The following is a 26,911-nucleotide window of genomic DNA, read 5'->3' on the forward strand; positions in this document are numbered from 1 at the left end:
TGCCGAACGCAAGCCCCCATGGACGGGTTCACGGCGGCTTCTGGAAGGGGTTACCCCGTACCGAGGCCGGGCTACGAAGCCCCCAACTGTGAGGGCCCTCACCAGAGGCGTGCGTTCGCTCCCCGGATTGGCACAAGCGCCCGCTCACATGTCATAATAAATTCGTACCCGTAACACACAGAGGTGCCCGCAGGCACCCATCCCCCGGGGAGAGCGCCCAACATGACCGATACCACCATCGACCTGGACAAACTCAAGCACTTCATACCGTTCGACAGCCTCAGCGACTCCCACCTGGAGGAGATCCGCAGCCGCCTGTCCGTCGAAACCGTGCTGCCCGGCCGTCTGGTGTTCAAACGCGGCGAACAGGACCCCCGCGCCTGGTTCCTCATTGATGGCGCCGTCGACCTTACCGATGCCAGTTTCCAGGTCCGGCACTTCCCCGCCGACGACGACGAAAATTATCTCGCCCTGGACAACTATTCCCAACACACCGTGAACCTGATCACCACGGAAAAAACCACTTTCTATACGATGGACCGTAATCACCTGGACCTGCTGATGACCTGGACCCAGGCCGCAGAATCCATGCTTGATGAAGGCGAAGACCGGCATCAGGGTGACTGGATGGATGCACTGCTGGAATCCGAGTTGTTCTCGCAAGTGCCCCCCGCCAAGATCCAGTCGCTGTTCGTTCAGTTCGAGGAACGTGAGGTGGCCCTGGGGGATATCATCGTGCGCGAGGGCGAAGCGGGTGATACCTTTTATGTGATCAAGCAGGGCAAGGCCATGGTGACCCGCAAGCAGAGCGGTCGCAGTGAAACCCTGGCCGCCCTGACCGCCGGTGATTTTTTCGGTGAGGACGCGCTGATTTCCGATGCGCCACGCAACGCCACTGTCACCATGACCAGTGATGGCACTTTGATGTGTCTTGGCCAGCAGGATTTTCGCGATATATTACAGCAGTCAGTGATTCGCCGGGTGACGGCGGAAGCGATGAATGCCATGAGCGAGGAAGGCGACAGAGCCTGTGTATTGCTGGATGTCCGTCTGCCCATGGAGTTCAAACACGACCGCACGCCGGGTGCACGCAACCTGCCGCTGACCGAGTTACGCCGCGACGTGCGCAATCTGGAAAAGGATTTTGTCTATGTGGTCTGCTGTGACGGAGGACGCCGGAGCGAACTGGGCGCCTACCTGCTCTCCGAAGCCGGCTTCGACGCCTATGTGCTGGACCACCGCCCAGCGACAGAAGACGCCGCGCAGCAGACGGCGACCACCACGGCCTGACCTCCGTCTCCTTACCCGCCTGTGCCTGATACTGGGTGGGCTGCTGGCATGTCTGCTGGCCCTGCCCGCCCAGGCGGTTTCGCCGCTGCCACCGTTTGTAATCACCGATACACTGGATAGTGCGCGCATCACCGTGTACTCGGAATATATCGAGGATGTCGAAGGCGACATCCGACTTCAGGATCTGCTCGCAGGACAACACGACGCGCGCTTCCGACCCGCCAGAGCGTCATCCGAATTTCTCGGTTTCAGTGCCAACACCTGGTGGCTGAGAATTGCGCTGGGCAACAGCACCGACCGTATGCAGCATCTGCTGCTCAATCTCACGCCGGGCCTGTTCGGGGATATCCGTTTTTACTACGCGGACGACACCGGCCATTACCAGGAAAAACGCGCCGGCACGCGAAATGATCCGCCCTGGGCCGACCTGCGCTATCGCTCACCGGTTTTCAATGTTGATCTGCCACCCGGTGCGACCCGGACCTACTACCTGCGCATCGTGCCGGAACGGCACATGACCTATACGTTACGGCTGAACACGGTGGAGCATCAATTGCAGAGCAGCCTGCGTATTGATGGCCTGTTCTTGTTGCTGACCGGCGTCATTCTCGGCCTGGTACTCTACAACGCCGCCCTGTTTGCACAGTATCGCGGCTGCGCGCACCTCTACTATTCTGCGTTCCTGTCTGCCCTGGCACTGGCCGCACTGAGCGGCGGTGGGTTTATCGGTGTGCAGTATCTGCCGCTGCCGCATCTGCAGCCGCACATGGAAGCGACCGCAACCTTGCTGGCGGTGGCCGCCAGCACGGCCTTCAGCCGTACTTTCCTGAACAGCCGCGAACAGGTCCGCGAGGCGGAGCCGTGGCTGCTGACGCTGATTGCCTGTGCGCTGGTCAGTGCCCTGCTCAACTGGATACTGCCCGCCATCCTGGCCTTGCAGATCGCCTACATGCTGGCGCTCGTCTGCGTTGCCCTGTTGCTGTGGGTCGGTTTTGCCTGCTGGTTCCGGCAGAGTGATCACGCCAGTCTGTATCTGCTTGCCCGCAGTCCGTTGATCGTCTGCGTGACCCTGACCGTGCTGGCCAGCTTCGGGGTACTGCCGGTATCCATCAATGGTCCGTTACTCATCCTGACCACGGCCACCATCGAAGCACTGCTGTTTGCGCTCGGCCTGTCGCGCAAGAGCCGTGACGAACTCGAGCAGCGTCTGAGCGCGGAGCAACATGATGCGCTGACCTCCGCGACCTGGCGTATTCGCGGTGAAACGCTGGCGCGCCTCAGCCACGAAATCCGCACCCCCATGAGCGGTGTACTGGGCATGGCTGAAATTCTGCGCGATACGCCACTGACACCAAACCAGAAAGACTATGTCCAGGGCATCCAGAATGCCGGCGAAAGTCTGCTGAAAATTCTCAATGATGTACTGGAGTATTCCCGTCTGGAACAGGGCCATACCGAACTGGAAGTCAGCCGCTTCGATCTCAATGAACTGGTGATGGAGGCTGTCGCGCTGTTCCGTGAGCGTGCTGAAGAAAAGCAGATCGAGTTGATCCCGCATATCCACACCAATGTGCCGCAGGAGGTCGAGGGCGATGCTGCCCGGCTCAAGCAGGCGCTCACCAACATGCTCGGCACCTGCATCCGCCACGCCCAGAGTGGTGAACTGGTCATCGATGTGGCCCGCGATGCCTCGGGCCGCGCCGACCATCTGCGTTTCGAGTTTGAAGGCAGCGCGCTGCATCACGAAGCCGATCTGTTCGAGCCCCTGGCCAGCCACGAGACGACACCGCCGCCCGCTGACAGCAGTCAGCTCGGTCTGGCGATCGCCCGGCAGCTGGTAGAAGCCATGCAGGGCCGCTGTGGCCATCGCACCAGCCGGGGAGGCCCGGCGGGCTGGTTCACGCTGCCGCTGCCCGCGACGGAGCAGCCGTCACCGGCGGCCATCGACGATTCCCTGCTGCGCGGCCGTGCCATTCTGGTGGTGGACGACTCCAGCACGGTGACCCGGGTCATTCGCCAGCAGGCGCTCGCCTGGGGCATGCGCGTCACGGCCTGCCATGATCCCCGCGAGGCGCTGGCCAGTATCCGCACCCAGGCCAACCTGAACGATCCCTACGATGTGGTGCTGCTGGATCACCAGATGCCGGGCATGACCGGCATGCAGCTCGCGGCACGCATTCACGAGGACCCGATGATTACCCGCACGCCGCTGCTGGTGATGCTGACCGGCATGAACGATGCCCCCACGGCCACCATGGCACGCAATGTCGGTATTCACCGCGTGCTGGGCAAGCCGGTCTCCGGGCCACGGCTGCGACAGGCCCTGGCGGAGGAACTGGGCGCCGTGGCCGACCGCCAGGAGACGGATCTGGAGCATCAGTCGCCGGATCCGGGGCTGCGTATCCTGGTGGCGGAGGATCATCAACTGAGCCAGAAGGTGATTCGCGGCATGCTGGCCAAACTCGGCCTGGATGCGGACGTGGTGGCCAACGGCCGAGAGGCGCTGGATGCCGCGCTCAAGGGGAGCTATGACCTGGTGCTGATGGATTGCGAGATGCCGGAAATGGACGGTTTCGAGGCCACACGGCGCATCCGCGAGTGGGAGCGCCAGCACGGGCGCGCGCCACTGCCCATCGTCGCGCTGACTGCGCACATCCTGCGCGAGCATCGCGAGCGCAGCCTGGCCGCGGGTATGAACGCCCATGTGCCCAAGCCGGTGGAGCTGGATACCCTGCGGCGCGCGATCGTGCAGTTCACGTCTGCTGCCGGAACGCCGCCGGGCTCATCCCGCGCCAGCGCCGAAACGCCCGGGTAAAGGAGCTCTGTTCGGCGAAGCCCAGCAGCAGTGCAATCTCGGTCAGGCTCAGCCGTGCATCGCGCAGGTAGATCTCGGCCAGTGACCGGCGCAGGCCATCCAGCACTTCCTGAAAGCTCACCCCCTGACGTCGCAGGCGCGCCTGCAGGGTGCGCACGGCCAGCCCCATGCGCTGCGCCACACCCTCGATGCCCGGCTCGCCATCCGCCAGCATGCGGTACAGCTGGCTGCGCACGGCGTTGACCAGATTGGTGCCGATATCGTAGTCCGCCAGCAGGGCGCTGGCTTCGCGCTCCATCAGGCCGGACAGTCCCGGATCGGCATTGGTCAGGGGGAGCGCCATCAGCGCGCTGTCGAACTCGACGCCGTCAAAATCTGCCGCAAAGACCACCGGGCAGCCGTAGGCATCACGGTAGCGGTCCTGGTCCTGCGGCGCCTCGTGCCGAAAACAGACCCGTTGCGGGGCCACCTGGACGTCCACCAGTTGCTGACCAAGCGTCACCCAGCCGGTAATGGCGGCTTCCGTGATGAAACGCTGCGGCGCACCCGCCAGGGGGCAATGCCAGTGCAGACACACGCTGTCACCCTCACGACGCATCTCGGTACGGCCCACATTGCCGGCCAGCTTCTCGAAACGCAGCAGGCGCTCCACCGCCTCGCCCAGGGTGGCGCTGGACAGTACGGCATAGCCAAGCACCTGATAGGAACGCGGCCGCACCCGGCGGCCGATCTCGAAGCCCAGCCCGGCGTCCCCGGTACGCTCCAGCACCACGAGAAACAGGCGCAGGGCATCCAGCAGCGGCAACAGGGCGTCGCTGCGCTGCAACAGCGCCGGATCAATGCCGGCCTGGGCCAGCACCGCCGCCTGATCCAGCCCATAGTGCTGCAACACCTCAGGCAGCACCGAAGCCAGATAGGCCGCCGACAGACTCTGCGGCTGGCCCGCCAGGGACGGATCGATCTGCATCATTCCGCCGGTACCGCGCGGCCGTGGCACCAGGCCCGCAAGGCCTCAAGCCGCTCCGACATGGTCACAGACAGGGGCACCGTGCTGCGAATCTCATCCAGCAGATGGGCGCCGGTCAATGGCTGCTCCTGAGCCCTGGCGCTGTAGAGACCCGCGACGATGGCCTGTTCGATCTCGGCCCCGGTAAAGCCGTCACAGGCCGCCGCCAGGGCGGGCAGGTCGAACAGCGCCGGGTCCTGATCGCGACGCGCCAGATGGATACGCAGGATGACTTCGCGGGTCTCCGCCCCGGGCAGGTCAACAAAGAACAATTCGTCGATCCGGCCCTTGCGGATCAGTTCCGGCGGCAACTGGTCGATCTCGTTGGCGGTGGCCACCATGAACACGGGCGCCTTGCGCTCGGCCATCCAGGTCAGCAGGGTGCCGAGCAGGCGCCGTGAGGTGCCGCCATCGTTGTCGGCCGTCGCCAGGCCCTTCTCGATCTCGTCCAGCCACAGCACGCAGGGCGCCATGGTTTCCGCCATTTTCAGCGCCTCGCGCAGGTTCCGCTCCGATTCGCCGATGTACTTGTTGAACACGGCCCCCATGTCCAGGCGCAGCAACGGCAACTGCCAGAGCCCGGCCACTGCCTTGGCGGCCAGCGACTTGCCGCCGCCCTGCACGCCCACCAGCAGGATGCCCTTGGGGGTATCCGCCGTCACACCCCCCTGGGCGGCGCCCATGAAGGCGCTCTCGCGCCGGGCCAGCCACGCCTTCAGACGGCCCAGCCCGCCCACCTGGGCGAAGTTGGCGGTGTCATACTCGAAGCTGAGCACGCCGTCCATGTCCAGCAACCGGAACTTGGCCTTGTTGACCTCGGGCAGGTCGTCCTCGGTGATGGCGCCGTCGTGGATGATCGCGCCCCGGGCCAGACGCCGGGCATCTTCCTTGGTCAGGCCACGCAGGTTGCGCACCAGCTTGTCCAGCACCTCGCGGCCAGTGCGCACCCGGTCCCCCCGCTCCCGGGCAAAGGCGCGGGCTTCCTCCTGGACAATGTTCAGCAATTGATCCTCGTCAGGGAGGCTCAACTCGAAGCGGGCACAATAGCGGCTCAGTTCCGGCGGAATGGTCAGCGCATGGCTGATGAATACCAGTGTATGGGGTACCACATCGTGACGCAGGGCGATGTCCTTGATCAGGCGCACCACCTTGGGGGCATTGACCAGATAGGGGTGGAAGTCACACAGGGCATAGATACCCGCTTCGGCATTGCTGCGGATCTGCCCCAGCGCCGCATCCGGCTCGATGGTATGCCGCTGGCCGCTGGCATCGGCGAGTTCCAGCCGCTTGAGCCCTTCGGTGATGGTCCAGCTAAATACCGGCAGCGCCTTGCGCATGCCGATACGCTTGAGCAGCTCCAGGGCGCGCCGCTCTTCCCAGGTCTCGATGACGATGACCGGATAGCGCGACATCACCATCAGCCGCAGGTCCTGCAGATCCTTCATGCCTTGCCCCCGTACCCTTGTTATCCCCGTTGTGCGGCAAGGTTATCATGACATTCACCTGACCGTGGTAGACTGACACCATGACCGAATCACACTCCCGACACGCGCCGCCACAGCGCCGCCTGAGCCCGCTCGACCAGCTGTTGTCGCGGGCCGACAACGCCCTGCGCACCCTGACCCCCGGCAGCACCCGGGGCGAGCGCCCCAGCCCGGCACAGCACGCCACCGTCAGCAGCACACCGGCCGACCCGCACCAGGCACGCCATCTGGCCGGGCTGATGCGTATCAACCACACCGGTGAAGTGTGCGCCCAGGCGCTGTATCAGGGCCAGGCCACCACGGCGGGGCTGCCCCATGTGCGACGTGCCATGGAAGAAGCCGCCCGCGAGGAAGAGGACCACCTGGCCTGGTGCGAAGACCGGATCCGCGAACTGGGCAGTGTACCCAGCCGCCTGAACCCCCTTTTCTATGCCATGTCCTTCAGCATCGGCGCCCTCGCCGGGCTGGCCGGAGACCGCTGGAGCCTGGGATTCGTCAGCGAAACCGAGAAGCAGGTGGTGCGGCATCTGGACAGCCACCTGGCCCAGGTGCCGCTGGAAGATGAGCGTACCCGCGCCATCCTGGAACAGATGCGTGATGACGAGTTGCGCCATGCGGTCACCGCCGAGGAGGCTGGTGGCGCCCCGCTGCCGCCCCCGGTGCGCCGATTGATGACGCTGATGAGTCAGGTGATGACCTTCAGCACCTATCGCGTCTGAGCGCGCCGCCGGTCAGCGCTCGAAATCGCCGCTGTCACGGAACAGCGGCATGTCGTTCATGAAGGGCACCTCCTCCGCGACATGGCAGGCCATGCAGGCATCACGGGCGTCCAGAAACGCGGACTGCACCGTATCGCGGTCTTCCTCCTGCAGTGCCCTGTCCAGTGCCTCCCAGGCCCCCTCCAGGAACATTGCCTCGGCATTGTGCTGGCGCCCCGGGCGCTTCATGTAGCCGTTTTCAATGGCACCGCGCAGTTTGCCCCAATGGTAGTCCGCCAGCGCCAGGTTGCCGTCGACAATCGCATCCCGGGTGCCCTGATAGCGGTACCCGGTTTCCCACATGGCCGATGAGAAGCCACCCAGATAGCCTTCCAGCCGCTCGAAGCGCGCCGTGTTGTCCTCCTGGCCCGTGAGCCAGCCGTCCCCCATGCGGCCTTCGGGCGATGGCGCGGCGTCGCACGCTGTCAGCAACAGGGTCGTCGACATCAGCAGGATCATTGTGCGGGTTGCAGGTCTCATCGTTGCGGGCTCCTCGTTACAGAGTCTCAATGTAAAAAAACTGCTTAGCCTTCCGAAATATCGCGCACTGCGTCCGCGCACTGCACGCTGTCCTGCCAGTCTGCACGGACCCCAGGGGTATTTCCAACTCAAACTACCTGCTTGCCGGTATCGCGAAGTACGACGGTTCCGGTTTGTGCACGGCTGTTTTTCTCTGCTAGGTTCAAGGGAGAGCCATTACAGGAGTTCTGCATCATGAGCCTCGACGCGCTGAAGGATCGCCATCTGTTTCGCCAGCAGTGTCACATTGGCGGCCGCTGGTGCGACGCCGACAACGGTGCCACCGTGGCGGTGGACAACCCTGCTTATGGCACGCCACTGGGCACCGTGCCCCGAATGGGTGCAGCAGAAACCGAGAAAGCCATCGCGGCGGCGGATCAGGCCCTGCCTGCGTGGCGTGCGCGCACCGCAGCAGAACGTGCGGCGGTGCTGTATCGCTGGTACGAGCTGATGCTCGAACATCAGGATGACCTCGGCCTGCTGATGACGCTGGAGCAGGGAAAACCGCTGGCAGAAGCCAAAGGTGAAATTGTCTACGCAGCATCATTTCTGCTCTGGTTCGCCGAAGAAGCGCGACGCGCTTACGGCGATACGATTCCCGCCCCCAAAGCGAACCAGCGCATCGTCGTCATCAAGCAGCCGGTGGGCGTCACCGCAGCCATCACGCCATGGAATTTTCCGTCGTCGATGATTACTCGCAAGGCGGGCGCCGCCCTGGCTGCTGGCTGCACCATGGTGGTCAAACCGGCGAGTGCCACGCCCTACTCCGCCTTGGCACTGGCCGAACTGGCACAGCGCGCCGGCATGCCTGACGGGGTACTGAATGTGATCACCGGCAGCGCCAGTGACATCGCCAACACCCTGACCGGCAACCCCGTTGTACGCAAGATCAGCTTCACTGGCTCTACCGAGGTTGGCAGCGGATTGATGGCCAACGCCGCGAAGCACATACAGAAAATATCACTGGAGCTGGGCGGCAATGCACCGTTCATTGTTTTCGACGATGCCAACCTGGATGCCGCCGTGGCCGGTGCCATGGGCTCGAAGTTCCGCAACACCGGACAAACCTGTGTCTGCGTGAATCGCTTCCTGGTACAGGACAGTGTGCATGACGCCTTTGTTGAAAAACTGTCTGCGGCCATCAGCAAACTCAAGGTGGGCGACGGCCTGGCAGATGGCGTCAATCAATCTGCGCTGATCAATCCTGCTGCGGCAGACAAGGTGCATGCCCATATTGATGATGCGCTGGCCAAAGGCGCGCGCTGCCAGCTCGGTGGCAAACGCCATCCCGATGGCGGCAGCTTTGTGACGCCGACGCTGATCACCGGCGTCACGCCGGACATGCAACTGTGCCAGGAAGAAACCTTCGGCCCGCTCGCCGCCATCATGCGCTTTGATAGCGAAGACGAAGCCATACGCGAGGCCAACAATACGCCCTACGGGCTGGCCGCGTATTTCTACAGTGAAAATATCAGCCGCTGCTGGCGCGTGGCCGAAGCACTGGAAGCAGGCATGGTGGGCGTCAATGAAGGCATGATCTCCAACGCTGCCGCACCGTTTGGTGGCGTCAAGGCATCTGGCCTCGGCCGCGAAGGCTCGAAGTATGGGCTGGATGAGTTCATGGAAGTGAAGTACCTGTGCATGGGTGTGGGTGAGTGAACGGCCAGCGCACGAAAACCTGGCGCGTGGCCGTGCTGCCCGGCGACGGCATCGGTGTTGAAGTCAGCCGTGCCAGCCTGCGTGTACTGGAAGCGCTGTGCGAGCACACCGGGGCGCCGCGCATCGACTGGCACTGGTTGCCCTGGCCGGCAACCGCCTGGCATCAGCAGCACGGCCAGATGATGCCTGACGATGCACTCAGCCAACTGCGCGATTTCGACGCCCTGCTGCTGGGCGCCCTGGGCGATCCCGGCCCCAGCCGCGACCGGCAGCGTTACCGGCTGCCAGATGGCATCTCGCTGGCGCCACTGCTGACACTGCGCAAGGGCTTTGATTTGTGGGCCTGCGAGCGCCCGGCACGCTGGTTCCCGGGCGCGCCGCGCTATCTGGCCGATGAACGCGCACGCGATATCGATATGCTCGTGATTCGCGAAAACAGTGAAGGCGAATACGTCAATCAGGGTGGCCGTCTGCACCGGGGGCAGCCAGAAGAAGTGGCGACACAACTGGAAGTCTTTACTCGCCGGGGCACCGAGCGGTTGATCCGCCATGCCTTCGAACGGGCACAGCAGCGACGCACTGCCCGGCGCCACGCCGAGGCAACGCGGCAGTATCAGAATGCCGCCGGTGACACCGCCGAGGCACAGGTCTGCCTGATTACCAAACGCAATGCGCAGCGTTACTGGGGCGAGCTCTATACCGACGTGTTCGAACAGGTGGCCGGCGACTACCCGGACATCGGCACGCATCATGAACTGGTGGATGCGGCCTGCATGAAATTCGTGCAATGCCCATGGCGCTTCGACGTGGTCGTGGCGAGCAACCTGCATGGTGACATTCTTACCGATCTGGCGGCGGTGTTGTGCGGCGGTCTGGGTGTGGCGCCGTCGGCCAATATCAATCCGGATGATCGCCACACCCCGCCGCTGTTCGAACCCACCCACGGCAGTGCGCCAGACATCGCCGGAGAGGGGCTGGCCGACCCGCGCGCGATGCTGTTCAGCGCTGCCATGCTGCTCGACTGGCTGGGCGAGGACGACCCGAGTGCCAGAACGGCCGCCACGCGCCTGCGCGACGCCTTGTGCCAGGACCTGGCCGACAACGCCGACCATCCACGCGGCACCGATGCCATTGCCGCCAACCTGAACCGATTGCTCACGACATGACGGAGGTCAGCATGAGTCACCTGTCACCGCTTCTGAAACCGTCCAGCCGCATCCAGGCCGATCACGGCAAGGGTTGCTATCTGTACGACGAGGCCGGCAACAGCTGGCTGGATTTCACCTCCGGTATCGGCGTGACCGGCACCGGCCATTGCCATCCGACCGTGGTGGAGGCCGTGCGGGAGCAAGCGGGCAAGCTGATCCACGGCCAGTACACCACCATCAGTCACGACGGTATGCATACCCTCACCGATCGGCTGTATGAAAAGTTGCCGACATCGCTGGATGCGATTGCGCTGTTCAATTCCGGCAGCGAAGCCGTCGAAGCCGGTATTCGCCTGGCGCGGCATGCCACCGGGCGCACCAATATCATTGCCTTTACCGGCGGCTTCCACGGTCGCACCAACGCCGCAGCAGCCCTGACCACCTCGACCACGAAAGTACGCACCGGCTTTCATCCGTTGATGGCGGGTGTCTGCTTCAGCCCGTTTCCCCACACCTACCGTTATGGCTGGAGTGAAGAGGAGACCGTGGCGTTCTGCCTGCGCGAACTCGATCATCTGTTTCTGACCCAATCCACCCCGGCCGACACGGCCGCGATGATCATCGAGCCCGTGCAGGGTGAATACGGCTACTACCCCGCCACCGTGGCCTTCATGCAGGGGCTGCGCGAGCGTTGTGATCGCCATGGCATTCTGCTGATTGCCGATGAAATCCAGGCGGGTTACGGACGCACCGGGGCGTTCTGGAGCCACAGCCACTTCGATATCGTCCCGGACATCCTGCTGACCGCCAAGGGGCTGGCCAGCGGTTTTCCGCTGTCCGGGATGGCCGCCAGCACGGCACTGATGGGCAAAGGGCTGCCGGGCTCCCAGGGAGGCACCTATGGCGCCAACGCGGTGTCCTGTGCCGCAGCACTGGCCACACTGGATGTCATCGAAGAGGAAAGCCTTGTCGATAACGCCCGGCAGCGCGGTGCCCATATGCTCAAGCAACTGCATGATCTGCAACAACGGCATAGCTGCATTGACGAGATCCGTGGCATGGGCCTGATGCTGGGTATGGAAATCACTAACCGCGAGCGACAGCCCGATGGCGAACTGGCGGGCAAACTGGTCAGTGCGGCGGAGGACGAAGGTCTGTTGCTGTTGCGTTGCGGCACCCACGGCCAGGTGGTGCGCTGGCTACCGCCCCTGACCGTGCAGAATACCGAGATTGATGACGCCGTGCGTGCCTTTGAAGGCGCCCTGACCCGTGCGGGGGCCTGAGCTTATGAATACGCCCGTGATCGCCGTGCTCACCGCCGAAGATGAAGAGCTGCTGCCAGGGCTGGAAACGCTCGACGCCCAGTGCACGCTGCTGCATGTGCGTGATGACACCGGGCTGACGGAGGCGCTGACACGCGCTGACATTCTGGTGGTCACGGATTTCCGCACCGGCATGCTGGAACGGTGCTGGCCCGCGCAGACACCGCTGCGCTGGATTCATGCCACCAGCGCCGGGGTCGATGCGGTGATGATCGAGCCGGTGCGGCGCAGCGATATTGTCGTGACCAACGCGCGCGGCCTCTTCGATCGCGGTATTGCTGAATATGTGCTCGGCGCCGTGTTGCTGTTTGCCAAGGACACGCTCGGCAACCTGCGACACCAGCGGGCGCGCCGCTGGCAGCACCGTGACACGGCGTTGATCCGCAATGCTCAAGCGCTGATCGTGGGCGCTGGCAGCATCGGCAGTGAGGTGGCGCGGCTCTTGCAGGGCGTGGGCATGCAGACATCTGGAATTGCCAGCCGCGCACGCGAGGATGCGGTCTTCGGCCAGTTGCATGACAACAGCGCCCTGCCGGAGCTGTTGGCCGAGGCCGATTATGTGGTCATCACCGCACCGCTCACCGAGGCCACCCGCAACCTGTTTGACGAGGCCATGTTCCGGCATTGCAAACAGGGCGCCGTACTGATCAATGTCGGGCGTGGCCCCATCGTGAACACCGACGCCCTGATGGCGGCGCTGGATCAGGGGCTGCTCGCCGGCGCCGCCCTGGATGTGTTCGAGCAGGAACCCCTGCCTGAATCGCACCCTCTCTGGGCCTGTCCCAATGTCATGATATCGGCGCATATGGCTGGCGATTTCATCGGCTGGCGCGCCGCACTGGCAGAACAGTTCATCGACAATCTGGCTCGCTGGCAACGCGGCGAGGCCCTGTTGAATCAAGTGAAATCCCGGAACACGATCTAGGAGGCGCACGATGAGCCAGGCACTGCTGACCCTGACCGCCACGCAAATGCTGCAACAGTTTCGCGACGGCACCCTGTCTCCGGTACAGGTCACGGAGGCCATGCTGGCGCAGATCCAGCGCCTGGACCATCACACCAATGCCTGGTGCCTGGTCGACCCGGATACCACGCTGGAGTATGCCCGCGCTTCGGAAGCGCGCTACCGCAAAGGCGCGCCGCAAGGGCTGATCGACGGCGTGCCGGTTGCGGTCAAGGATGTGTTCCTGACGCCCATGTGGCCCACCGTCAAAGGTTCGCGCGTGATCGACCCGGACAGCACGCTGGGCAAACGCTCGCCATGCGTGGCTGCGCTGGAACGCAACGGTTATGTGCCCCTGGGCAAGACGACCACGCCAGAGTTCGGCTGGAAGGGCGTCACCGACAGCCCGCTGTGCGGCACCACCAACAATCCCTGGGACCCGACCCTGACCGCTGGCGGCTCCAGTGGCGGCAGCGCGGCGGCGGTGGCCCTGGGCATGGGCCCGCTGGCGCTGGGCACCGACGCCGGCGGCTCGATCCGCATCCCGGCGGCCTTCTGCGGTATCACCGGCCTCAAGCCCACCTGCAGCGAAGTGCCGCACTGGCCGGCCAGCCCGTTCGGCAGCCTGGCCCATGCCGGCCCCATGACCTGGACGGTGGAAGACTGCGCCCTGATGCTCAACGTACTCTGCGAGGCCGATCCACGCGACAGCCAGGCCGCGCCGCGCCGCTACATCGACTACCTGCAGGGCCTGGATGACGGCATACGCGGCCTGCGCGTCGCCTTCAGCCCGTCACTCGGTTACGTGGACGTGCATCCGGATATCGAAAAGGCGCTCAATGAGGTCGCCAGCGTGTTTCGTGAGCTCGGCGCTGAAGTCGTGGAAGTGGACCCCAGTTTCAGCGACCCCCTCGCCGCTTTCGGCCACCTGTTCTACGGGGGCGCGGCCAATGCCATGCGCGATCTCAGTGCCCGCAAACGGGCCCTGATGGACCCGAATCTGGTCAGCGTGGCGGAAAAGGCATCGCAGCTGTCGATGCTGGATTATCTCGGCGCGGTCAATGAACGCATGGCGCTGAGCGAGCGCATGGCGGTATTCCATACCAAGTATGATCTGTTGCTGACCCCGACCCTGCCAATCACGGCCTTCGAAACCGGGCGAGAAGTGCCGCGCGACTGGCCCAGCACCCGCTGGCCCACCTGGACCCCGTTTACCTATCCCTTCAACCTGACCGGCCAGCCTGCGCTGTCCGTGCCTTGCGGACTGGCCAGCAACGGCCTGCCCATCGGCCTGCAGATTGTCGGCCGTCGTTTCGAGGATGCGCTGGTGCTGCGTGCCGGACAGGCCTGGCAAAAGGCCAGGCCCGATACGCTGCGACGGCCGCCATTGTTTGATGACACCCGCGCGTTTGATAACGCCAGCCCGGCCGCTCGCACGGCGAACCAGGAAGGTGCCGCATGAGCAAACTCGACCTGGACTTCTATGAATCCGAAGACCCGATCTGGAATCCGGCACTGCTGACCATTCCGGTACCGGGCATTCGCCGCATGGTGAATCTGGCCGCCAATCTGGACGACGTCATTCACCTGTCCATCGGTCAACCGGACATGTCGGCGCCCCAGCACGTCGTGGACGCCGCCGTGGAAGCACTGCAAGCCGGGCAGACCGGCTACACCATGGACGCCGGCCTGCCAGAGCTGCTGGAGGCACTGGCGGAATACTACGGTGAGCGTTGCCAGCGCCCCCTCACACCGGAAAATATTCTGGTGACCACCGGCGCCACCGAGGCCATTTATCTGGCGCTGACCGCCACCTCAGCGCCGGGGCGCGAGTTTATCGTCCCGGACCCGTCCTTCATGCTGTACGCGCCATTGATCCGCATGAACGGCGGCATTGTCAAAAGCATACCGACGCGCGCCGAGAACAATCACCAGCTCGATCCGCAGGAAGTGATCGACGCCATCGACATGAACACCTATGCCATCGTGCTCAACTCACCGAGCAACCCCACCGGCACCATCTATCCACGCGAAACGGTGGAAGCCATCGTCAAGGAAGCCGCCTATCGGGGTGTCTATGTGATCAGCGATGAGGTCTATGACCATCTGGTGTATGACGGCCGCGATTATCCCAGCGTGCTGTCCTGCTGCAGCGATCTGGACCATGTCATGGTGGTGTCGAGTTTTTCCAAGACCTTCAGCATGGCCGGCATGCGCATCGGCTGGCTGATGGCCAGCCAGGGCGCTATCCGCAAGTTGCGCCGCTATCACATGTTCACCACGACCGTCGCCAACACACCATGCCAATGGGCGGGCGTGGCGGCACTGCGTGGCGAACGCACCTTCGTCAATAACATGCTGGCTGAATATACGCGACGCCGGGACCGGCTGGTGGAGCTGGTGGCGCAGACGCCCCATCTGACCGGCTACACGCCGGAGGGCGCCTTCTATCTGTTTCCGTCACTGCCCGAGGGGATTGATGGCGACAATGTAGCGCTGCGCATGCTCAAGGAAACCCGCGTCTGCACCATCGCCGGGAATACCTTCGGCGACAGTTGCAGCAACGCCTTGCGCATCAGTTACTCCACCTCACTGGACAATATCGAGCGCGCCTTCGAGCGCATCATCCCGTGGATGGCCAAACAGGATTTCTAGACCCGGGACGAGATGGCCCTAGGGCATCTCGTCCAGTTCCTCCTGCTGGGGCACCATGAAGTCTTCCTTGCTGACGTTCATCAGCATCAGCACGTTGCTGGCCACATAGATGGAGGAATAGGTACCGATCACCACACCCGCCATCAGCGCCATGGAGAAGCCACGCATGGTCTCGCCGCCAAACACGTACAGGGCAACCAGTACCAGCAAGGTGGTGAAGGAGGTGACGACCGTCCGGCTCAGGGTGCGGTTCAGCGCCTGATTGATGATCGCCACCGGATCGGTCATGCGCGAATGCCGGAAGTCATCGCGAATATGATCCGCCACCACGATGGAGTCATTCAGCGAATAACCGATCAGCGCCAGCACCGCCGCCAGCACCGTCAGGTCGAACGACCACTGGAACAGGGAGAAGAGCCCCAGCACCACGATCACGTCGTGCAGCAATGCTGCCACGGTGGCCACACCGAACTTGTTGGTAAAACGGAACCAGACATACAGCAGCATCAGCCCCAGTGCCATGAGCATGGCGAGGCCGGACTGGTCGCGCAGCTCATCACCCACCTGGGGGCCGACAAACTCCACCCGGCGCAGTTCCAGATCCGGAACGGCGTCACTCACCAGCGCGAACACTTCCAGGCCAGCCTGGTCCGGTTCGTCAGTCTCCTGGGGGGGGATACGCACCATGACATCGCGGCTTGAGCCGAAGTGCTGGACCACAGCATCGCCATAGCCCCCTTCCGCCAGCACACCACGTACCTCCGACAGGGAAATATCCTGCGGCGCCCCCACTTCCACCACGGTGCCGCCGGTAAAATCCAGGCCGAAATTCAGACCACGGGTGCCCAGCAGGAAGATCGACGCCACGACCAGCACGACCGACAGGATGCCCAGCGGTTTCGCTATGCGCAGAAAATCGACATTGGTATCAGGAATCGCAATAGCCATGGCTCAAATACTCAACGCTGTGGGTGCACGCGCACGTCCACCGTAAATCAGATCGATGATCGCCCGGGTACCGACAATCGCCGTGAACATGGAGCTGACGATACCGATGAACAGCGTCACGGCGAAGCCCTGCACCGAGCCGGTACCGGCGGCGAACAGGATCACCGCCACGATCAGCGTAGTGATATTGGCATCCAGAATGGTCTGGAAGGCACGCCCGTAACCGGCCTCGATGGCCTGTAACGGCGGCTGGTTGTTCCACTTCATTTCCTGACGGATACGCTCGAAGATCAGCACGTTGGCGTCCACCGCCATCCCCACCGTCAACACGATACCGGCGATACCGGGCAACGTCAGGGTGGCGCCGGGAATCAGCGACATGACACCGACCAGGATCACCAGGTTGCCCACCAGCGCGACATTGGCCACCAGGCCAAACACCTTGTAGCGCAGCACCATGAACAGCAGCACCAGGGCCATGCCCAGCATCATGGAATTCAGACCGGCTTCAATGTTGTCTGCGCCCAGGCTGGGGCCCACCGTCCGTTCTTCCGCAATATAGATCGGCGCGGCCAGACCCCCCGCACGCAGCAGCAGCGCCAGTTCGGCGGCCTCCGCCGGGCTGTCCAGCCCGGTAATCCGGAAGCGGCTGCCCAAGGTGTCACGGATATTGGCGACGTTGATCACGTAGGCTTCGCGGCTGCTGGTCGCCACCTGCTCGCGCTCGCCCTCTTCATTGATCACGGTTTCGATATCGGTGCGCGTTTCGATAAACAGCACCGCCATCGGCTTGTTGATGTTGCGCATGGTGACCCGCTGCATATTGCGAGCCCCGGCCGAATTCAGGGTGATATTGACCTCGGGCATGCCGTTTTCGTCATAGCCCATACGCGCGTTGGTCACCTGATCCCCGGTGACGATGTTCTGCCGACGCAGGATCACCGGGTTACGCTCGTCGCCCTTGAACGGGAATATTTCGGTACCCGGCGGAGCAATGCCCGACTGCGCGCGGCGCGGATCGACATCATCCGCCACCAGACGGAATTCCAGCGTCGCGGTACGGCCCAGGATACGCCGCGCCTGACTGGCGTCCTGAACGCCCGGCAACTGCACCACGATGCGATCGGCGCCCTGGCGCTGCACCACCGGCTCGGCCACACCCAGCTCGTTGACCCGATTGTTCAGGGCGGTACGGTTCTGATCCACCGCATAATCCTGAATCTCGGTGATGGCGTCCGAGGTCAGGGTCAGCACCAGCGTGTGGTTGTCGGAGTCACGGCTGACGGAGAATTCGCGGAACTCATTGCGGATGCGCGTGTTGGCCGCATCCAGATCGCCGCTGTTATCGAAGCGTGCTGTCAGCGTGCGCTCGTCGTAGGTGACTTCACGGTAGCGGATGTTTTCATCGCGCATCAGCAGGCGCAGTTCATTGGCCCAGGATTCCAGCCGCTGCTCGATGGCGGTTTCCATATCCACCTGCAGCAGGAAGTGCACACCGCCGCGCAGATCCAGACCCAGGTTCATCGGGCTGGCGCCGATCCGGCGCAACCATTGCGGCGTGGTGGGTGCCAGGTTCTGGGCGACCACCACATCACGACCCAGAGTACGCTGGGCCAGTTCGCGGGCGCGCTGCTGGGCTTCGCTATCGGTCAGCGGCAGCAGCCAGGAGTCCCCGACACGCTCGGGGGCGCTGTATTCGATACCCGCCTCGTCCAGCGCGCGGAACAGCCGGTCCATCTGGCGCTCATTCACCTCGCCCCCCGCCTGGGAGCTGGTGATCTGGATCGCCGGCGCGTCCGGGTACAGGTTGGGCAGGGCATACAGGCCACAAATGGCCAGCACGGCCACCAGCAGGAAAAATTTCCAGCGCGGGTAGCGGGTCATGGGACTCTCCGGCAGATCAGACTGACTTGATGGTGCCTTTCGGCAATGTGGCCTGGACGGCGTGCTTCTGCACCTTCACTTCCAGATTGTTGGCGATCTCGATCACCACATAGTCCTCGGTCACCTTGTTGATCTTGCCGAGGATGCCACCGCTGGTGACGACTTCATCGCCCTTGGCCAGGCCACCCACCAGTTCGCGGTGTTCCTTGGCGCGTTTGGTCTGCGGACGAATCAGGAAGAAGTAGAACACCACCATCATCACGATGATGAAGATCAGCTCGAAACCGCCGCCACCAGGGCCGCCCTCTGCAAACGCCGGGGAAGCCATCAGGATACCGGCCAGAGCCAACAGGGTGCGCGCCGGCAGGCGGGCAAACAGGGTCATCAGGTGCATGGGTTTACTCCGTTCTGAAAATCGGTGAGGGCGGGGGTCTGCTGCCCCCGCGCCTGATAGAAGTCATCGACAAAGGCGGACAATGTACCCGCTTCAATAGCCCCTCGCAATCCAGCCATCAGTTGCTGGTAGTAGCGCAGGTTGTGAATGGTCGCTAACTGCGCGCCCAGCATTTCGCCGCAACGATCCAGATGATGCAGATAGCTGCGACTGAAATGCTGGCAGGTATAGCAGTCACACTGCTCGTCCAGCGGGCGCTGGTCGTGCCGGTGGGCGGCATTGCGGATGCGGATCACGCCTTCACGGGTGAACAGATGGCCGTTGCGGGCATTGCGCGTCGGCATCACGCAGTCGAACATGTCGATGCCACGACGCACGGCCTCGACGATGTCTTCGGGGCGCCCCACGCCCATCAGGTAGCGCGGCCGCTGCGCCGGCATGTCGGGCGTGATCTCGCCCAGAATGCGCAGCATCTCTTCCTGCGGCTCCCCCACCGACAGACCGCCGATGGCGTAGCCGTCAAAGCCGATATCGGTCAGGCCCGCCAGTGAAGCGCGCCGCAGCGTCGGGTACATGCCGCCCTGGACAATGCCGAAGCAGGCCGCATCGTTGCCCTCATGGGCCGCCTTGCTGCGCGCGGCCCAGCGCAGCGACAGCTCCATCGAATCGCGCGCCTGTTGCTCGGTGGCCGGGAACGGCGTGCACTCGTCGAAGATCATGCAGATATCGCTGCCCAGGCTGTGCTGCACCTGCATGGCGCGCTCCGGAGACAGGAAGACCTTGTCGCCATTGACCGGCGAGCGGAAGGTCACACCCTCTTCGGTGATCTTGCGCAGCTCTCCCAGGCTGAACACCTGGAAACCGCCGGAGTCGGTGAGGATCGGTTTCGGCCACTGCATGAAGCCATGCAGGGAACCGTGCGCCTCAACGATCTCGGTGCCGGGCCGTAACATCAGATGGAAGGTATTGCCCAGGCAGATCTCGGCGCCGGTCTCCAGCAGATCCCGGGGCAACATCGCCTTGACCGTGCCGTAGGTGCCCACCGGCATGAAGGCCGGGGTCTCCACGGTGCCCCGGGGGAAGGTCATGCGCCCGCGACGGGCCGCGCCGTCGCGGCCCAGCAGATCAAACGTCATGCGCGACATCCGTCGTCCTCCCCTCTGCGCTCGATGAACATGGCATCGCCGTAACTGAAGAATCGGTATTCCTGCGCCACCGCCTCGGCGTAGGCCGCCAGAATGCGCTCGCGACCTGCCAACGCGCTGACCAGCATCAGCAGGGTGGAGCGCGGCAGGTGGAAATTGGTGACCAGCGCATCGACACAGCGGAAACGATAGCCCGGATAGATGAAGATATCGGTTTCGCCCTGCCCTGCCGCCAGCGCCCCGCCCGCACTGGCGGATTCCAGCGCGCGCAGCGAGGTGGTGCCCACCGCCACGACACGGCCGCCAGCAGCGCGCACCCGGGCCACCTGATCAACCAGACTGGCCGGTACCTGATAGCGCTCGCTGTGCATGATGTGATCTTCCACCGCTTCCGCCCGGACCGGCTGGAAGGTGCCCGCCCCCACATGCAGCGTCACGAACGCTGTCTGCACGCCCTGTTCCGCCAGAGCCGCCAGCAGGGCCTCATCGAAATGCAGCCCGGCGGTGGGAGCCGCTACAGCGCCGGGGTGGCGCGCGTAGACCGTCTGGTATCGGGTCAGGTCCTGCTCGTCGTCCGGGCGATCGATATAAGGCGGCAGCGGCATATGGCCGATACGATCCAGCACCGCGAGCAGGTCCTCGTCGCCGTCGAAGGCCAGCTCGAACAGCTCGCCCTGGCGCGCCACCATGGTGGCGCTGACCCCCTCGTCAAACAGCAGACGGGTGCCCGGCTTCGGCGCCTTGGAGGCTCGCACATGGGCCAACGCCCCGTGCGTGTCCAGCAGTCGCTCGATCAGTACCTCGATGCGCCCGCCGCTGGCCTTGTGGCCAAACAGGCGTGCCGGAATCACCCGGGTATCGTTGAACACCAGCAAATCACCGGGGCGCAGCAGGGTCAGCAGGTCGGGGAAACGGCGGTGGGCCAGACCGTCACGGGTGAGGGTCAGCAGGCGTGAACCGGGCCGTTCCGGGGTGGGGCGCCGGGCAATCAGGTGCTCCGGCAGGTGGAAATCAAAATCAGCAACTTGCATCGTACTTTACCGGCACGTGCTACTCAGCGGGACCGCAAGGATACAGATCATCCCCGCCATCTGCCAGTTACGGCTTCCAAGCCGCCCCAGTCTTGGTATACTGCCCGCCCGTGCCAGAGTGGTGAAATTGGTAGACACGACGGATTCAAAATCCGTTGGGGTAAAACCCGTGCCGGTTCGAGTCCGGCCTCTGGTACCAGATACAAAGAAAAGGGGCGGCCAACGGGCCGCCCCTTTTTGTTTATTGCAGGCTCACCCGCCTCAGCGCTGTTCCAGCACCTCGACCAGATTCCAGACGCCGTTCTGCACCTGCGACACATAGACGCCGCTGATAGCTTCGTGGTTGTCCGCATTCATGACCACACGCGCGCCGGAGATCGGATCTTCGTAATCCAGCGTTTCCAGCGCAGCCACCAGCGAATCCACGGTCAGGTCACGCCCGGCCGCCTCGAGACCGCGCACAAAGACCTCAGCGATGGTCCGGCCCAGGGCCGCGCCGGTATTCGGCCGCTCGCCATGTGCCTTGCGATAGGCTTCAACCCACTCGGCCACAGCCGGCTCATCAATGCGGCTGTAGATGTCCTCACCCGCCGCCGGGCCGTACAGGCCTTCGGTCACACCACCAGGCGCCGCCGCCACGGCGGAATGGAAGCCTGCCGGGGAGACCATGAACTTGACGTCATCCCAGCCCATGTCCCGCGCGGTGGCCATCACGGAAATGATCGGGCGAATAGCCACTGCCAGCACGACCAGTTCGCAGTCGCGTGAACGCAGGCGTGACAGGGTGCCCGAGAAATCACTCTCGTCCGGGCGATGCGAGGTCGCGGCGACCAGACTCATGCTGGTATTTTCCGCCACGTCCTTGCTGGCCTGGTGTACTTCCTCCCCGAAGTCGGACGGGATATACATGATGCACAGGCGCTCGATGCCCTTCTCTTCGGCCATCCACTCCAGGGCCGTACGCACCTGGTGGTAATAGCTGGAGGAATAAACGAAGCGGCGATTGAAGGCGCCTTCTTCCTGCATCTGGCGAGACAGCGCCAGCGGGAACAGGTTCGGCACATCCTGACGGTCCATGACCCGGAACGCTGCCAGATTGTGCGGAGTGCCCATGTTCATCAGCATGGCAAACACGCGGTCACGGTTGACCAGCTTGTTCGACGCCTGCACCGCACGCGGCACCTGATAACCGTGATCTTCCACAATGTAGCGAATACGTCGGCCATGCACGCCGCCTTCTGCGTTCACTTCGGCGAAATACTGCTGGGCGGCACGCACTGCCGGCACGGAAAATGCCGAGAACACACCGGACAGGTCATGCATGCCACCCACCACGATTTCGTTGTCGGTAACGCCACGCTGTGCCGATACTGCTGAAGCTGCCGTCAGGGCCAGAAGCCCTATCAGTACACGTTTCATCGTCTCTCTCCTGCGACCGGAACGGTCGCGTCTCCATTACCTGGGGTCAGTACATATCGTCAATCAGGGCCTTGTGCTTCTTCTCCACGAAGGAGCGCTTGAGCTTCATGGTGGCCGTCAGCTCTTCATCCTCGGCGGTGAGCAGCACATCAATCAAGCGGAAATACTTGATCTGTTCCACCTGGGCGAAGGACTTGTTGGCCTCCTGCACAATCCCGTCCACCAGCTCGACCACTTCCTTCGCCCGGCACAGTGACGCAAAGTCCGAGAAGGGCACCTGGCGCGCCTGGGCATACTTCTCCACATTTTCCTGGTCGATCATGATCAGGCAGGTCAGATACTTGCGCTGGTCGCCGATCACGACGGCATCAGAGATATAGGGCGAGAACTTGAGCTTGCTCTCGATCTCGGCGGGCGTGATGTTCTTGCCGCCTGCCGTAATGATGATGTCCTTGATACGCCCGGTAATGGTCAGCATGCCATCTTCAAACCGGCCCATATCGCCGGTGTGCAACCAGCCATCGCGAATATCTTCGGCGGTCTTTTCCGGCTTGCGCCAGTAGCCGGCAAACACATGGCCGCCACGCACCAGCACTTCGCCTTTTTCAGAAATACGCACCTCGGTGCCGGGCAGCAGATGACCCACGCTGCCCACCTGGCTGCGTTCCTCGGTATTCAGGGAAATCACGCCGGTGCTCTCGGTCATGCCGTAACCTTCGAACAGCGGCACACCCAGTGCATCGAACCAGCGAATCAGGTCCGGTGCAATCGGCGCCGCGCCGGTGGTGGCCCGGCGGATATTGGCCATGCCGATCATTTCCCGCACGTTGCGCAGCACCAGCAGGTTCCAGAGCCCATACTGCAGGCGCTGCACGAACGAGGGTGTTTTCGTGCCCCGATAGGCCAACCCTGCTGCGATGGCACGGTCGAACGCCCACTGCCCCAGGCGGGTGCCTTCATTACGCTGGTTGATCAGCGCGCTGTAGATCTTTTCCCACAAGCGAGGCACGGCGGTGAAGGTGTGCGGCGACACTTCGCGCAGGTTGTCGAAGACGGTTTCCGGGCTCTCGGCAAAGTTGACGGTGGAGCCGACATAAGTCGGCATTTCCACGGACACCAGTCGCTCCAGAATATGACACAGCGGCAGGAAGCAGAGCTGCTCATCGCTGTCGTTGATGCCCAGCATCTTCTCGCCAGCCTGCAACTGGAACAGGATGTTGCGGTGGCTGATCATGGCCCCTTTCGGTGCGCCGGTGGTGCCGGAGGTGTAGATCAGCATGCGGATATCATCCGGCTGACTGGCCTCGATAGCGCCACTGAAACGTGCCTCCGCATCGGCCACGCCGTTACCCAGGGCATACAGGTCATCAATGAACATCACCATGGGGTCATCGAAATCACGCAACCCCTTGCGATCAAACACGATCACCTTTTTCAGGGTGGGCACCTGATCGCGCACCTGCAGGTATTTGTCCAGCTGCTCATCGTTCTCGACAAACAGGAAGGCAGATCCGGAATCATTCACCAGGTAGGCAAGCTGCTCGGCGCTGTCCGTGGTATAGACGCCGTTGGAGATACCGCCCGCCCCGGCAATGCCCATGTCGCAGTAGAGCCACTCCTTATTGTCCTCACTGAGGATCGAAACCGGTTGGCCACGCTCCAGGCCCAGCTCAAGCAGCGCCACACCGATGGCGCGAGCGCGCTCGTAGTAGTCCTGCCAGGTGCTTGCCTGCCAGATGCCCAGATGCTTTTCCCGATGGGCGATACGCGCGCCGCGCTCCAGGCACTTCTTGCGCCAGAGTTTGGTCATGGTGTCGCAGCCATCGACGTATACTGTGGTGTCGTTTTTTGTCGTCATCAGCGCCAGGTCTTCTTGCGTTTCCAGCGTTTTTCCGGTCGGTCACTATCAGCCGACTGGCCAAGATAAAACTCACGGATATCTTCCGAGGCGAGCAGCTTGTCCGCCGAGCCGTCCATCACGATACGGCCGGTTTCCAGCACATAACCGTGATCGGCGGTCTGCAATGCCACCCGGGCATTCTGCTCCACCAGCAGCATGGTCACGCCCTGCTCCTGGTTAAGTCGGCGGATAATGGCGAAGATTTCTTTCACCAACAGCGGCGACAACCCCAGGGACGGTTCGTCCAGCAGCATCAGCCTCGGTCGCGACATCAGCCCCCGGCCAATGGCCAGCATCTGCTGCTGGCCGCCGGACAGGGTGCCCGCCGGCTGGCTGCGCCGCTCGCGCAGTACCGGGAAATAGTCGTAGACCATCTCGATGTCGGCGGCCACACCGTCCCTGTCGCGGCGCGTATAGGCGCCCATGGCCAGGTTCTCGGCCACCGTCAGGAATGGAAAGACTTCGCGCCCTTCCGGCACATGGGCAATGCCCTTGCGCACCAGCACATCCGGCTCGCTGCCACCGATCTGCTCGCCATGAAACGTCACGGTGCCCTTGCGGGGCGCCAGCGATCCGGAGACCGTTTTCATCAGGGTGGTCTTCCCTGCCCCGTTGGAACCGAGAATGGTCACGATCTTGCCTTCCGGTACCGACAGCGACACCCCGCGCAGGGCCATCACCGGGCCATAGAAGGCTTCCAGGTTGCGGACTTCCAGCGTAATCGTCATGCCGTTTCCTCCGCACCCAGATAGGCTTCGATCACACGCGGGTCTGCCTGCACTTCAGCAGAGGTGCCCAGCGCCAGCGGCTTGCCTTCGGCCACCGCCAGCACGCGATCGGAGACCCGCGATACCAGACTCATATCGTGCTCCACCATCAGGATGGTCAGGCCCAGATCCTTCTGCATGTCCTCGATCCACCAGGCCATGTCCTTGGTTTCTTCCACGCTCAACCCCGAGGCCGGTTCATCCAGCAGGATCAGGCGCGGCCCCGACGACAGGGCGCGAGCGATTTCCACCACCTTGCGCACGCCATAGGGCAAACCGGCGATCAGCTTTTCGCGATAGGCGGCCAGCCCCAGGAAATCGATCACTTCTTCCACATGGCGACGATGCTCGCGCTCAGCGCGACGCACGCGTGGCATGAACAGCATGTCTTCCAGCCATAGCGTCTTGCGGCGCACATGCCGCCCCATCAGCAGGTTCTGCAGCACCGTAGAGTGATCGAACAGCTCGATATTCTGGAAGGTCCGGGCGATGCCCAGTGGCGCGATCTTGTGCGCTGGCAGACGAGTGATCTCCTGACCGTCGAAAACGATACGGCCGCCACTGGGTTCGTACAGTCGGCTGATCAGATTGAAGATGGTGGATTTGCCGGCGCCATTCGGCCCGACAATCGTGAAAACTTCACCGGCTTCCACAGTGAAACTGACGCCATCGACGGCCTTGACGCCGCCGAAGGCAATGGACAGATTCTCGACCTGTAACAGACTCATCGCATGCGCTCCGTTTTCAGGTAAGTACGGGAGCGGCGGAACATGCCCTTGCGGTACAGCGGAAACAGCTGGAACCAGGTGCGCACCTTCAGCCAGACACCATAAAGGCCACGCGGCTCATAGATCACCATGATCAGAATGATCAGGGCAAAGGCCGCCATGTCCATACCCGGATAGTTGCCCAGCGCAATCGGGGTGTGCGCGTTGACCAGGTCTCGCAGGGTCGCGATCACCTGGGGCAGCAGCACCACCACCATAGCCCCCAGGAAAGCACCGTGCATGGAGCCCAGCCCGCCGATCACCACCTGCAGCAGCAGCGTGATGGAAATCAGGATCAGGAAGCTTTCGTAATTCACCACCTGCACCATGTGGGCGTACAACGCCCCGGCAAGCCCGGTGATGGCGCAGGACAAGGTGAAGGCCAGCGTCTTGGTATTGGCCACGTTCACGCCCAGCGCCCGCGCGGAAACCTCGCTGTCACGCACCGCCAGAAAGGCACGACCGGTGGGTGAGCGCAGCAGATTGGCGTACATCAGCGTCACCAGCAGCAACACCCCCAGACACAGATAGTAGAAAGCGGTGGGCGTGCCGTAGCGGTCGATCTCGTAGCCGAACAGCTCGATGATGGGCGCAAACACACCGCTGACCCCGCCCGTCACCGGTTCGGCGATGATGGCGATATCCTCGATAATCACGCTCAACGCCAGGGTAGCGATGGCCAGGTAAATGCCGGTCATGCGCAGCAGCGGCCGCGCCAGTACCGCCCCGGCCACCCCCGTAATCACGGCACTGGCAATCAGCGCCGGGATAAACGGCCAGCCGCGCGTCATCAGCGCGATATTGGCAAAAGCACCGATGGCCATGAACGCCGCATGGCCGAGGCTGACCTGGCCGGTGTGACCCACCAGCAGCATCAGGCCGAGACCGGCCAGCGACCAGATGGCGATCTGGGTCAACTCACCGACAAAGTACTCTGGCAACACGAAAGGCGCCGCGATCGCCAACAGGATCAGGATGCCGTACTGGATGCGATGCCGGTTGTCCTGAAACAGATTGATGTCGTCGTCGTAACTGCTCTTGAACTGAACTCTCATTG

General features: G+C 63.1%; 22 protein-coding genes and 1 tRNA gene. 10 read left to right on the plus strand and 13 right to left on the minus strand.

Features of this window, described 5'->3' with window-relative positions:
* Window positions 1-222: 222 nt before the first annotated feature.
* Window positions 223-1,290, plus strand: a complete 1,068-nt coding sequence (locus DKW65_RS11715) for a cyclic nucleotide-binding domain-containing protein (protein ID WP_111657418.1) — start codon at window positions 223-225, stop codon at window positions 1,288-1,290.
* The gene (locus DKW65_RS11720; protein WP_111657419.1) at window positions 1,226-4,105 is read left to right on the plus strand and encodes a hybrid sensor histidine kinase/response regulator; all 2,880 of its coding nucleotides are present in this window, start codon (window positions 1,226-1,228) and stop codon (window positions 4,103-4,105) included. Before DKW65_RS11715 ends, DKW65_RS11720 begins: the two co-directional genes overlap by 65 nt.
* Here the strand turns inward: DKW65_RS11720 and DKW65_RS11725 are convergent.
* Window positions 4,044-5,075 carry an AraC family transcriptional regulator gene (locus DKW65_RS11725; protein ID WP_245932485.1) on the minus strand — a complete coding sequence of 344 codons (1,032 nt, stop codon included), beginning with the start codon at window positions 5,073-5,075 and terminating at the stop codon, window positions 4,044-4,046. The genes DKW65_RS11720 and DKW65_RS11725 overlap by 62 nt on opposite strands.
* Window positions 5,072-6,556 (minus strand): AAA family ATPase, encoded by a 1,485-nt coding sequence (locus tag DKW65_RS11730; RefSeq protein ID WP_111657421.1) that lies wholly within the window; start codon window positions 6,554-6,556, stop codon window positions 5,072-5,074. Before DKW65_RS11730 ends, DKW65_RS11725 begins: the two co-directional genes overlap by 4 nt.
* Window positions 6,557-6,636: 80 nt before the next feature.
* Between DKW65_RS11730 and coq7 the strand changes: the two genes are divergently transcribed.
* Window positions 6,637-7,314 (plus strand): 2-polyprenyl-3-methyl-6-methoxy-1,4-benzoquinone monooxygenase, encoded by a 678-nt coding sequence (coq7, locus tag DKW65_RS11735; RefSeq protein WP_111657422.1) that lies wholly within the window; start codon window positions 6,637-6,639, stop codon window positions 7,312-7,314.
* Between the two features lie 12 nt (window positions 7,315-7,326).
* On the opposite strand, the gene DKW65_RS11740 is transcribed toward coq7, so the two are convergent.
* Window positions 7,327-7,833 (minus strand): hypothetical protein, encoded by a 507-nt coding sequence (locus DKW65_RS11740; protein WP_162925830.1) that lies wholly within the window; start codon window positions 7,831-7,833, stop codon window positions 7,327-7,329.
* Window positions 7,834-8,067: 234 nt separating this feature from the next.
* Here DKW65_RS11740 and DKW65_RS11745 point away from each other — a divergent pair, with 234 nt between their 5' ends.
* Genes DKW65_RS11745 through DKW65_RS11770 form a run of 6 tightly spaced genes read left to right on the plus strand, consistent with a single transcriptional unit; the run spans window position 8,068 to window position 15,599 of the window.
* On the plus strand, window positions 8,068-9,531 hold the full coding sequence (locus tag DKW65_RS11745) for an NAD-dependent succinate-semialdehyde dehydrogenase (RefSeq protein WP_111657424.1): 1,464 nt from the start codon (window positions 8,068-8,070) through the stop codon (window positions 9,529-9,531).
* A complete protein-coding gene (locus DKW65_RS11750) occupies window positions 9,528-10,697 on the plus strand; it encodes an isocitrate/isopropylmalate dehydrogenase family protein (RefSeq protein WP_111657425.1) in 1,170 nt (389 codons plus the stop codon). The genes DKW65_RS11745 and DKW65_RS11750 overlap by 4 nt, the downstream gene beginning before the upstream one ends.
* Window positions 10,698-10,708: 11 nt before the next feature.
* Window positions 10,709-11,962, plus strand: coding sequence for an aspartate aminotransferase family protein (locus DKW65_RS11755; RefSeq protein ID WP_111657426.1), 1,254 nt, complete (start codon window positions 10,709-10,711; stop codon window positions 11,960-11,962).
* A gap of 4 nt (window positions 11,963-11,966) precedes the next feature.
* On the plus strand, window positions 11,967-12,926 hold the full coding sequence (locus tag DKW65_RS11760; RefSeq protein WP_111657427.1) for a D-2-hydroxyacid dehydrogenase: 960 nt from the start codon (window positions 11,967-11,969) through the stop codon (window positions 12,924-12,926).
* 10 nt (window positions 12,927-12,936) lie between these two features.
* Window positions 12,937-14,406: an amidase gene (locus DKW65_RS11765; protein ID WP_111657428.1), complete on the plus strand. Its 1,470-nt coding sequence runs from the start codon at window positions 12,937-12,939 to the stop codon at window positions 14,404-14,406.
* Window positions 14,403-15,599, plus strand: a complete 1,197-nt coding sequence (locus DKW65_RS11770) for a pyridoxal phosphate-dependent aminotransferase (RefSeq protein ID WP_111657429.1) — start codon at window positions 14,403-14,405, stop codon at window positions 15,597-15,599. Before DKW65_RS11765 ends, DKW65_RS11770 begins: the two co-directional genes overlap by 4 nt.
* Before the next feature lie 18 nt (window positions 15,600-15,617).
* Here DKW65_RS11770 and secF read toward each other — a convergent pair whose 3' ends face one another.
* From secF to queA, 5 genes are read right to left on the minus strand one after another with little or no spacing between them, the layout of a single operon-like run.
* On the minus strand, window positions 15,618-16,547 hold the full coding sequence (secF, locus tag DKW65_RS11775) for a protein translocase subunit SecF (RefSeq protein ID WP_111657430.1): 930 nt from the start codon (window positions 16,545-16,547) through the stop codon (window positions 15,618-15,620).
* A 3-nt stretch (window positions 16,548-16,550) separates the two neighbouring features.
* Window positions 16,551-18,431, minus strand: a complete 1,881-nt coding sequence (secD, locus tag DKW65_RS11780; RefSeq protein ID WP_111657431.1) for a protein translocase subunit SecD — start codon at window positions 18,429-18,431, stop codon at window positions 16,551-16,553.
* Between the two features lie 16 nt (window positions 18,432-18,447).
* Window positions 18,448-18,816 carry a preprotein translocase subunit YajC gene (yajC, locus tag DKW65_RS11785; RefSeq protein ID WP_111657638.1) on the minus strand — a complete coding sequence of 123 codons (369 nt, stop codon included), beginning with the start codon at window positions 18,814-18,816 and terminating at the stop codon, window positions 18,448-18,450.
* The gene (gene tgt, locus DKW65_RS11790; RefSeq protein WP_111657432.1) at window positions 18,816-19,961 is read right to left on the minus strand and encodes a tRNA guanosine(34) transglycosylase Tgt; all 1,146 of its coding nucleotides are present in this window, start codon (window positions 19,959-19,961) and stop codon (window positions 18,816-18,818) included. The genes yajC and tgt overlap by 1 nt, the downstream gene beginning before the upstream one ends.
* Window positions 19,958-21,001 carry a tRNA preQ1(34) S-adenosylmethionine ribosyltransferase-isomerase QueA gene (queA, locus tag DKW65_RS11795; RefSeq protein WP_111657433.1) on the minus strand — a complete coding sequence of 348 codons (1,044 nt, stop codon included), beginning with the start codon at window positions 20,999-21,001 and terminating at the stop codon, window positions 19,958-19,960. The genes tgt and queA overlap by 4 nt, the downstream gene beginning before the upstream one ends.
* 112 nt (window positions 21,002-21,113) lie before the next feature.
* Here queA and DKW65_RS11800 point away from each other — a divergent pair.
* Window positions 21,114-21,200, plus strand: a tRNA-Leu gene (locus DKW65_RS11800).
* A gap of 62 nt (window positions 21,201-21,262) precedes the next feature.
* On the opposite strand, the gene DKW65_RS11805 is transcribed toward DKW65_RS11800, so the two are convergent.
* The 5 genes from DKW65_RS11805 to DKW65_RS11825 are packed head-to-tail and all read right to left on the minus strand — an operon-like array spanning window position 21,263 to window position 26,909.
* A complete protein-coding gene (locus DKW65_RS11805) occupies window positions 21,263-22,420 on the minus strand; it encodes an ABC transporter substrate-binding protein (protein WP_111657434.1) in 1,158 nt (385 codons plus the stop codon).
* A gap of 46 nt (window positions 22,421-22,466) precedes the next feature.
* Window positions 22,467-24,278 carry an AMP-dependent synthetase/ligase gene (locus tag DKW65_RS11810; protein ID WP_111657435.1) on the minus strand — a complete coding sequence of 604 codons (1,812 nt, stop codon included), beginning with the start codon at window positions 24,276-24,278 and terminating at the stop codon, window positions 22,467-22,469.
* The gene (locus DKW65_RS11815; RefSeq protein ID WP_111657436.1) at window positions 24,278-25,048 is read right to left on the minus strand and encodes an ABC transporter ATP-binding protein; all 771 of its coding nucleotides are present in this window, start codon (window positions 25,046-25,048) and stop codon (window positions 24,278-24,280) included. The genes DKW65_RS11810 and DKW65_RS11815 overlap by 1 nt, the downstream gene beginning before the upstream one ends.
* Window positions 25,045-25,815, minus strand: coding sequence for an ABC transporter ATP-binding protein (locus DKW65_RS11820; RefSeq protein ID WP_111657437.1), 771 nt, complete (start codon window positions 25,813-25,815; stop codon window positions 25,045-25,047). Before DKW65_RS11820 ends, DKW65_RS11815 begins: the two co-directional genes overlap by 4 nt.
* Window positions 25,812-26,909, minus strand: coding sequence for a branched-chain amino acid ABC transporter permease (locus DKW65_RS11825; protein WP_111657438.1), 1,098 nt, complete (start codon window positions 26,907-26,909; stop codon window positions 25,812-25,814). Before DKW65_RS11825 ends, DKW65_RS11820 begins: the two co-directional genes overlap by 4 nt.
* Between the last annotated feature and the right edge of the window lie 2 nt (window positions 26,910-26,911).

Origin of the sequence: Isoalcanivorax indicus (genome assembly GCF_003259185.1) — a bacterium.
Lineage (GTDB): Bacteria > Pseudomonadota > Gammaproteobacteria > Pseudomonadales > Alcanivoracaceae > Isoalcanivorax > Isoalcanivorax indicus.

Coding starts and splice junctions, on each gene's coding strand:
- DKW65_RS11715 (WP_111657418.1), top strand. CDS start 223: ATGACCGATACCACCATCGACCTGGACAAACTCAAGCACTTCATACCG.
- DKW65_RS11720 (WP_111657419.1), top strand. CDS start 1,226: ATGTGCTGGACCACCGCCCAGCGACAGAAGACGCCGCGCAGCAGACGG.
- DKW65_RS11725 (WP_245932485.1), bottom strand. CDS start 5,075: ATGATGCAGATCGATCCGTCCCTGGCGGGCCAGCCGCAGAGTCTGTCG.
- DKW65_RS11730 (WP_111657421.1), bottom strand. CDS start 6,556: ATGAAGGATCTGCAGGACCTGCGGCTGATGGTGATGTCGCGCTATCCG.
- coq7 (WP_111657422.1), top strand. CDS start 6,637: ATGACCGAATCACACTCCCGACACGCGCCGCCACAGCGCCGCCTGAGC.
- DKW65_RS11740 (WP_162925830.1), bottom strand. CDS start 7,833: ATGAGACCTGCAACCCGCACAATGATCCTGCTGATGTCGACGACCCTG.
- DKW65_RS11745 (WP_111657424.1), top strand. CDS start 8,068: ATGAGCCTCGACGCGCTGAAGGATCGCCATCTGTTTCGCCAGCAGTGT.
- DKW65_RS11755 (WP_111657426.1), top strand. CDS start 10,709: ATGAGTCACCTGTCACCGCTTCTGAAACCGTCCAGCCGCATCCAGGCC.
- DKW65_RS11760 (WP_111657427.1), top strand. CDS start 11,967: ATGAATACGCCCGTGATCGCCGTGCTCACCGCCGAAGATGAAGAGCTG.
- DKW65_RS11765 (WP_111657428.1), top strand. CDS start 12,937: ATGAGCCAGGCACTGCTGACCCTGACCGCCACGCAAATGCTGCAACAG.
- DKW65_RS11770 (WP_111657429.1), top strand. CDS start 14,403: ATGAGCAAACTCGACCTGGACTTCTATGAATCCGAAGACCCGATCTGG.
- secF (WP_111657430.1), bottom strand. CDS start 16,547: ATGGCTATTGCGATTCCTGATACCAATGTCGATTTTCTGCGCATAGCG.
- secD (WP_111657431.1), bottom strand. CDS start 18,431: ATGACCCGCTACCCGCGCTGGAAATTTTTCCTGCTGGTGGCCGTGCTG.
- yajC (WP_111657638.1), bottom strand. CDS start 18,816: ATGACCCTGTTTGCCCGCCTGCCGGCGCGCACCCTGTTGGCTCTGGCC.
- tgt (WP_111657432.1), bottom strand. CDS start 19,961: ATGACGTTTGATCTGCTGGGCCGCGACGGCGCGGCCCGTCGCGGGCGC.
- queA (WP_111657433.1), bottom strand. CDS start 21,001: ATGCAAGTTGCTGATTTTGATTTCCACCTGCCGGAGCACCTGATTGCC.
- DKW65_RS11805 (WP_111657434.1), bottom strand. CDS start 22,420: ATGAAACGTGTACTGATAGGGCTTCTGGCCCTGACGGCAGCTTCAGCA.
- DKW65_RS11810 (WP_111657435.1), bottom strand. CDS start 24,278: ATGACGACAAAAAACGACACCACAGTATACGTCGATGGCTGCGACACC.
- DKW65_RS11815 (WP_111657436.1), bottom strand. CDS start 25,048: ATGACGATTACGCTGGAAGTCCGCAACCTGGAAGCCTTCTATGGCCCG.
- DKW65_RS11820 (WP_111657437.1), bottom strand. CDS start 25,815: ATGAGTCTGTTACAGGTCGAGAATCTGTCCATTGCCTTCGGCGGCGTC.
- DKW65_RS11825 (WP_111657438.1), bottom strand. CDS start 26,909: ATGAGAGTTCAGTTCAAGAGCAGTTACGACGACGACATCAATCTGTTT.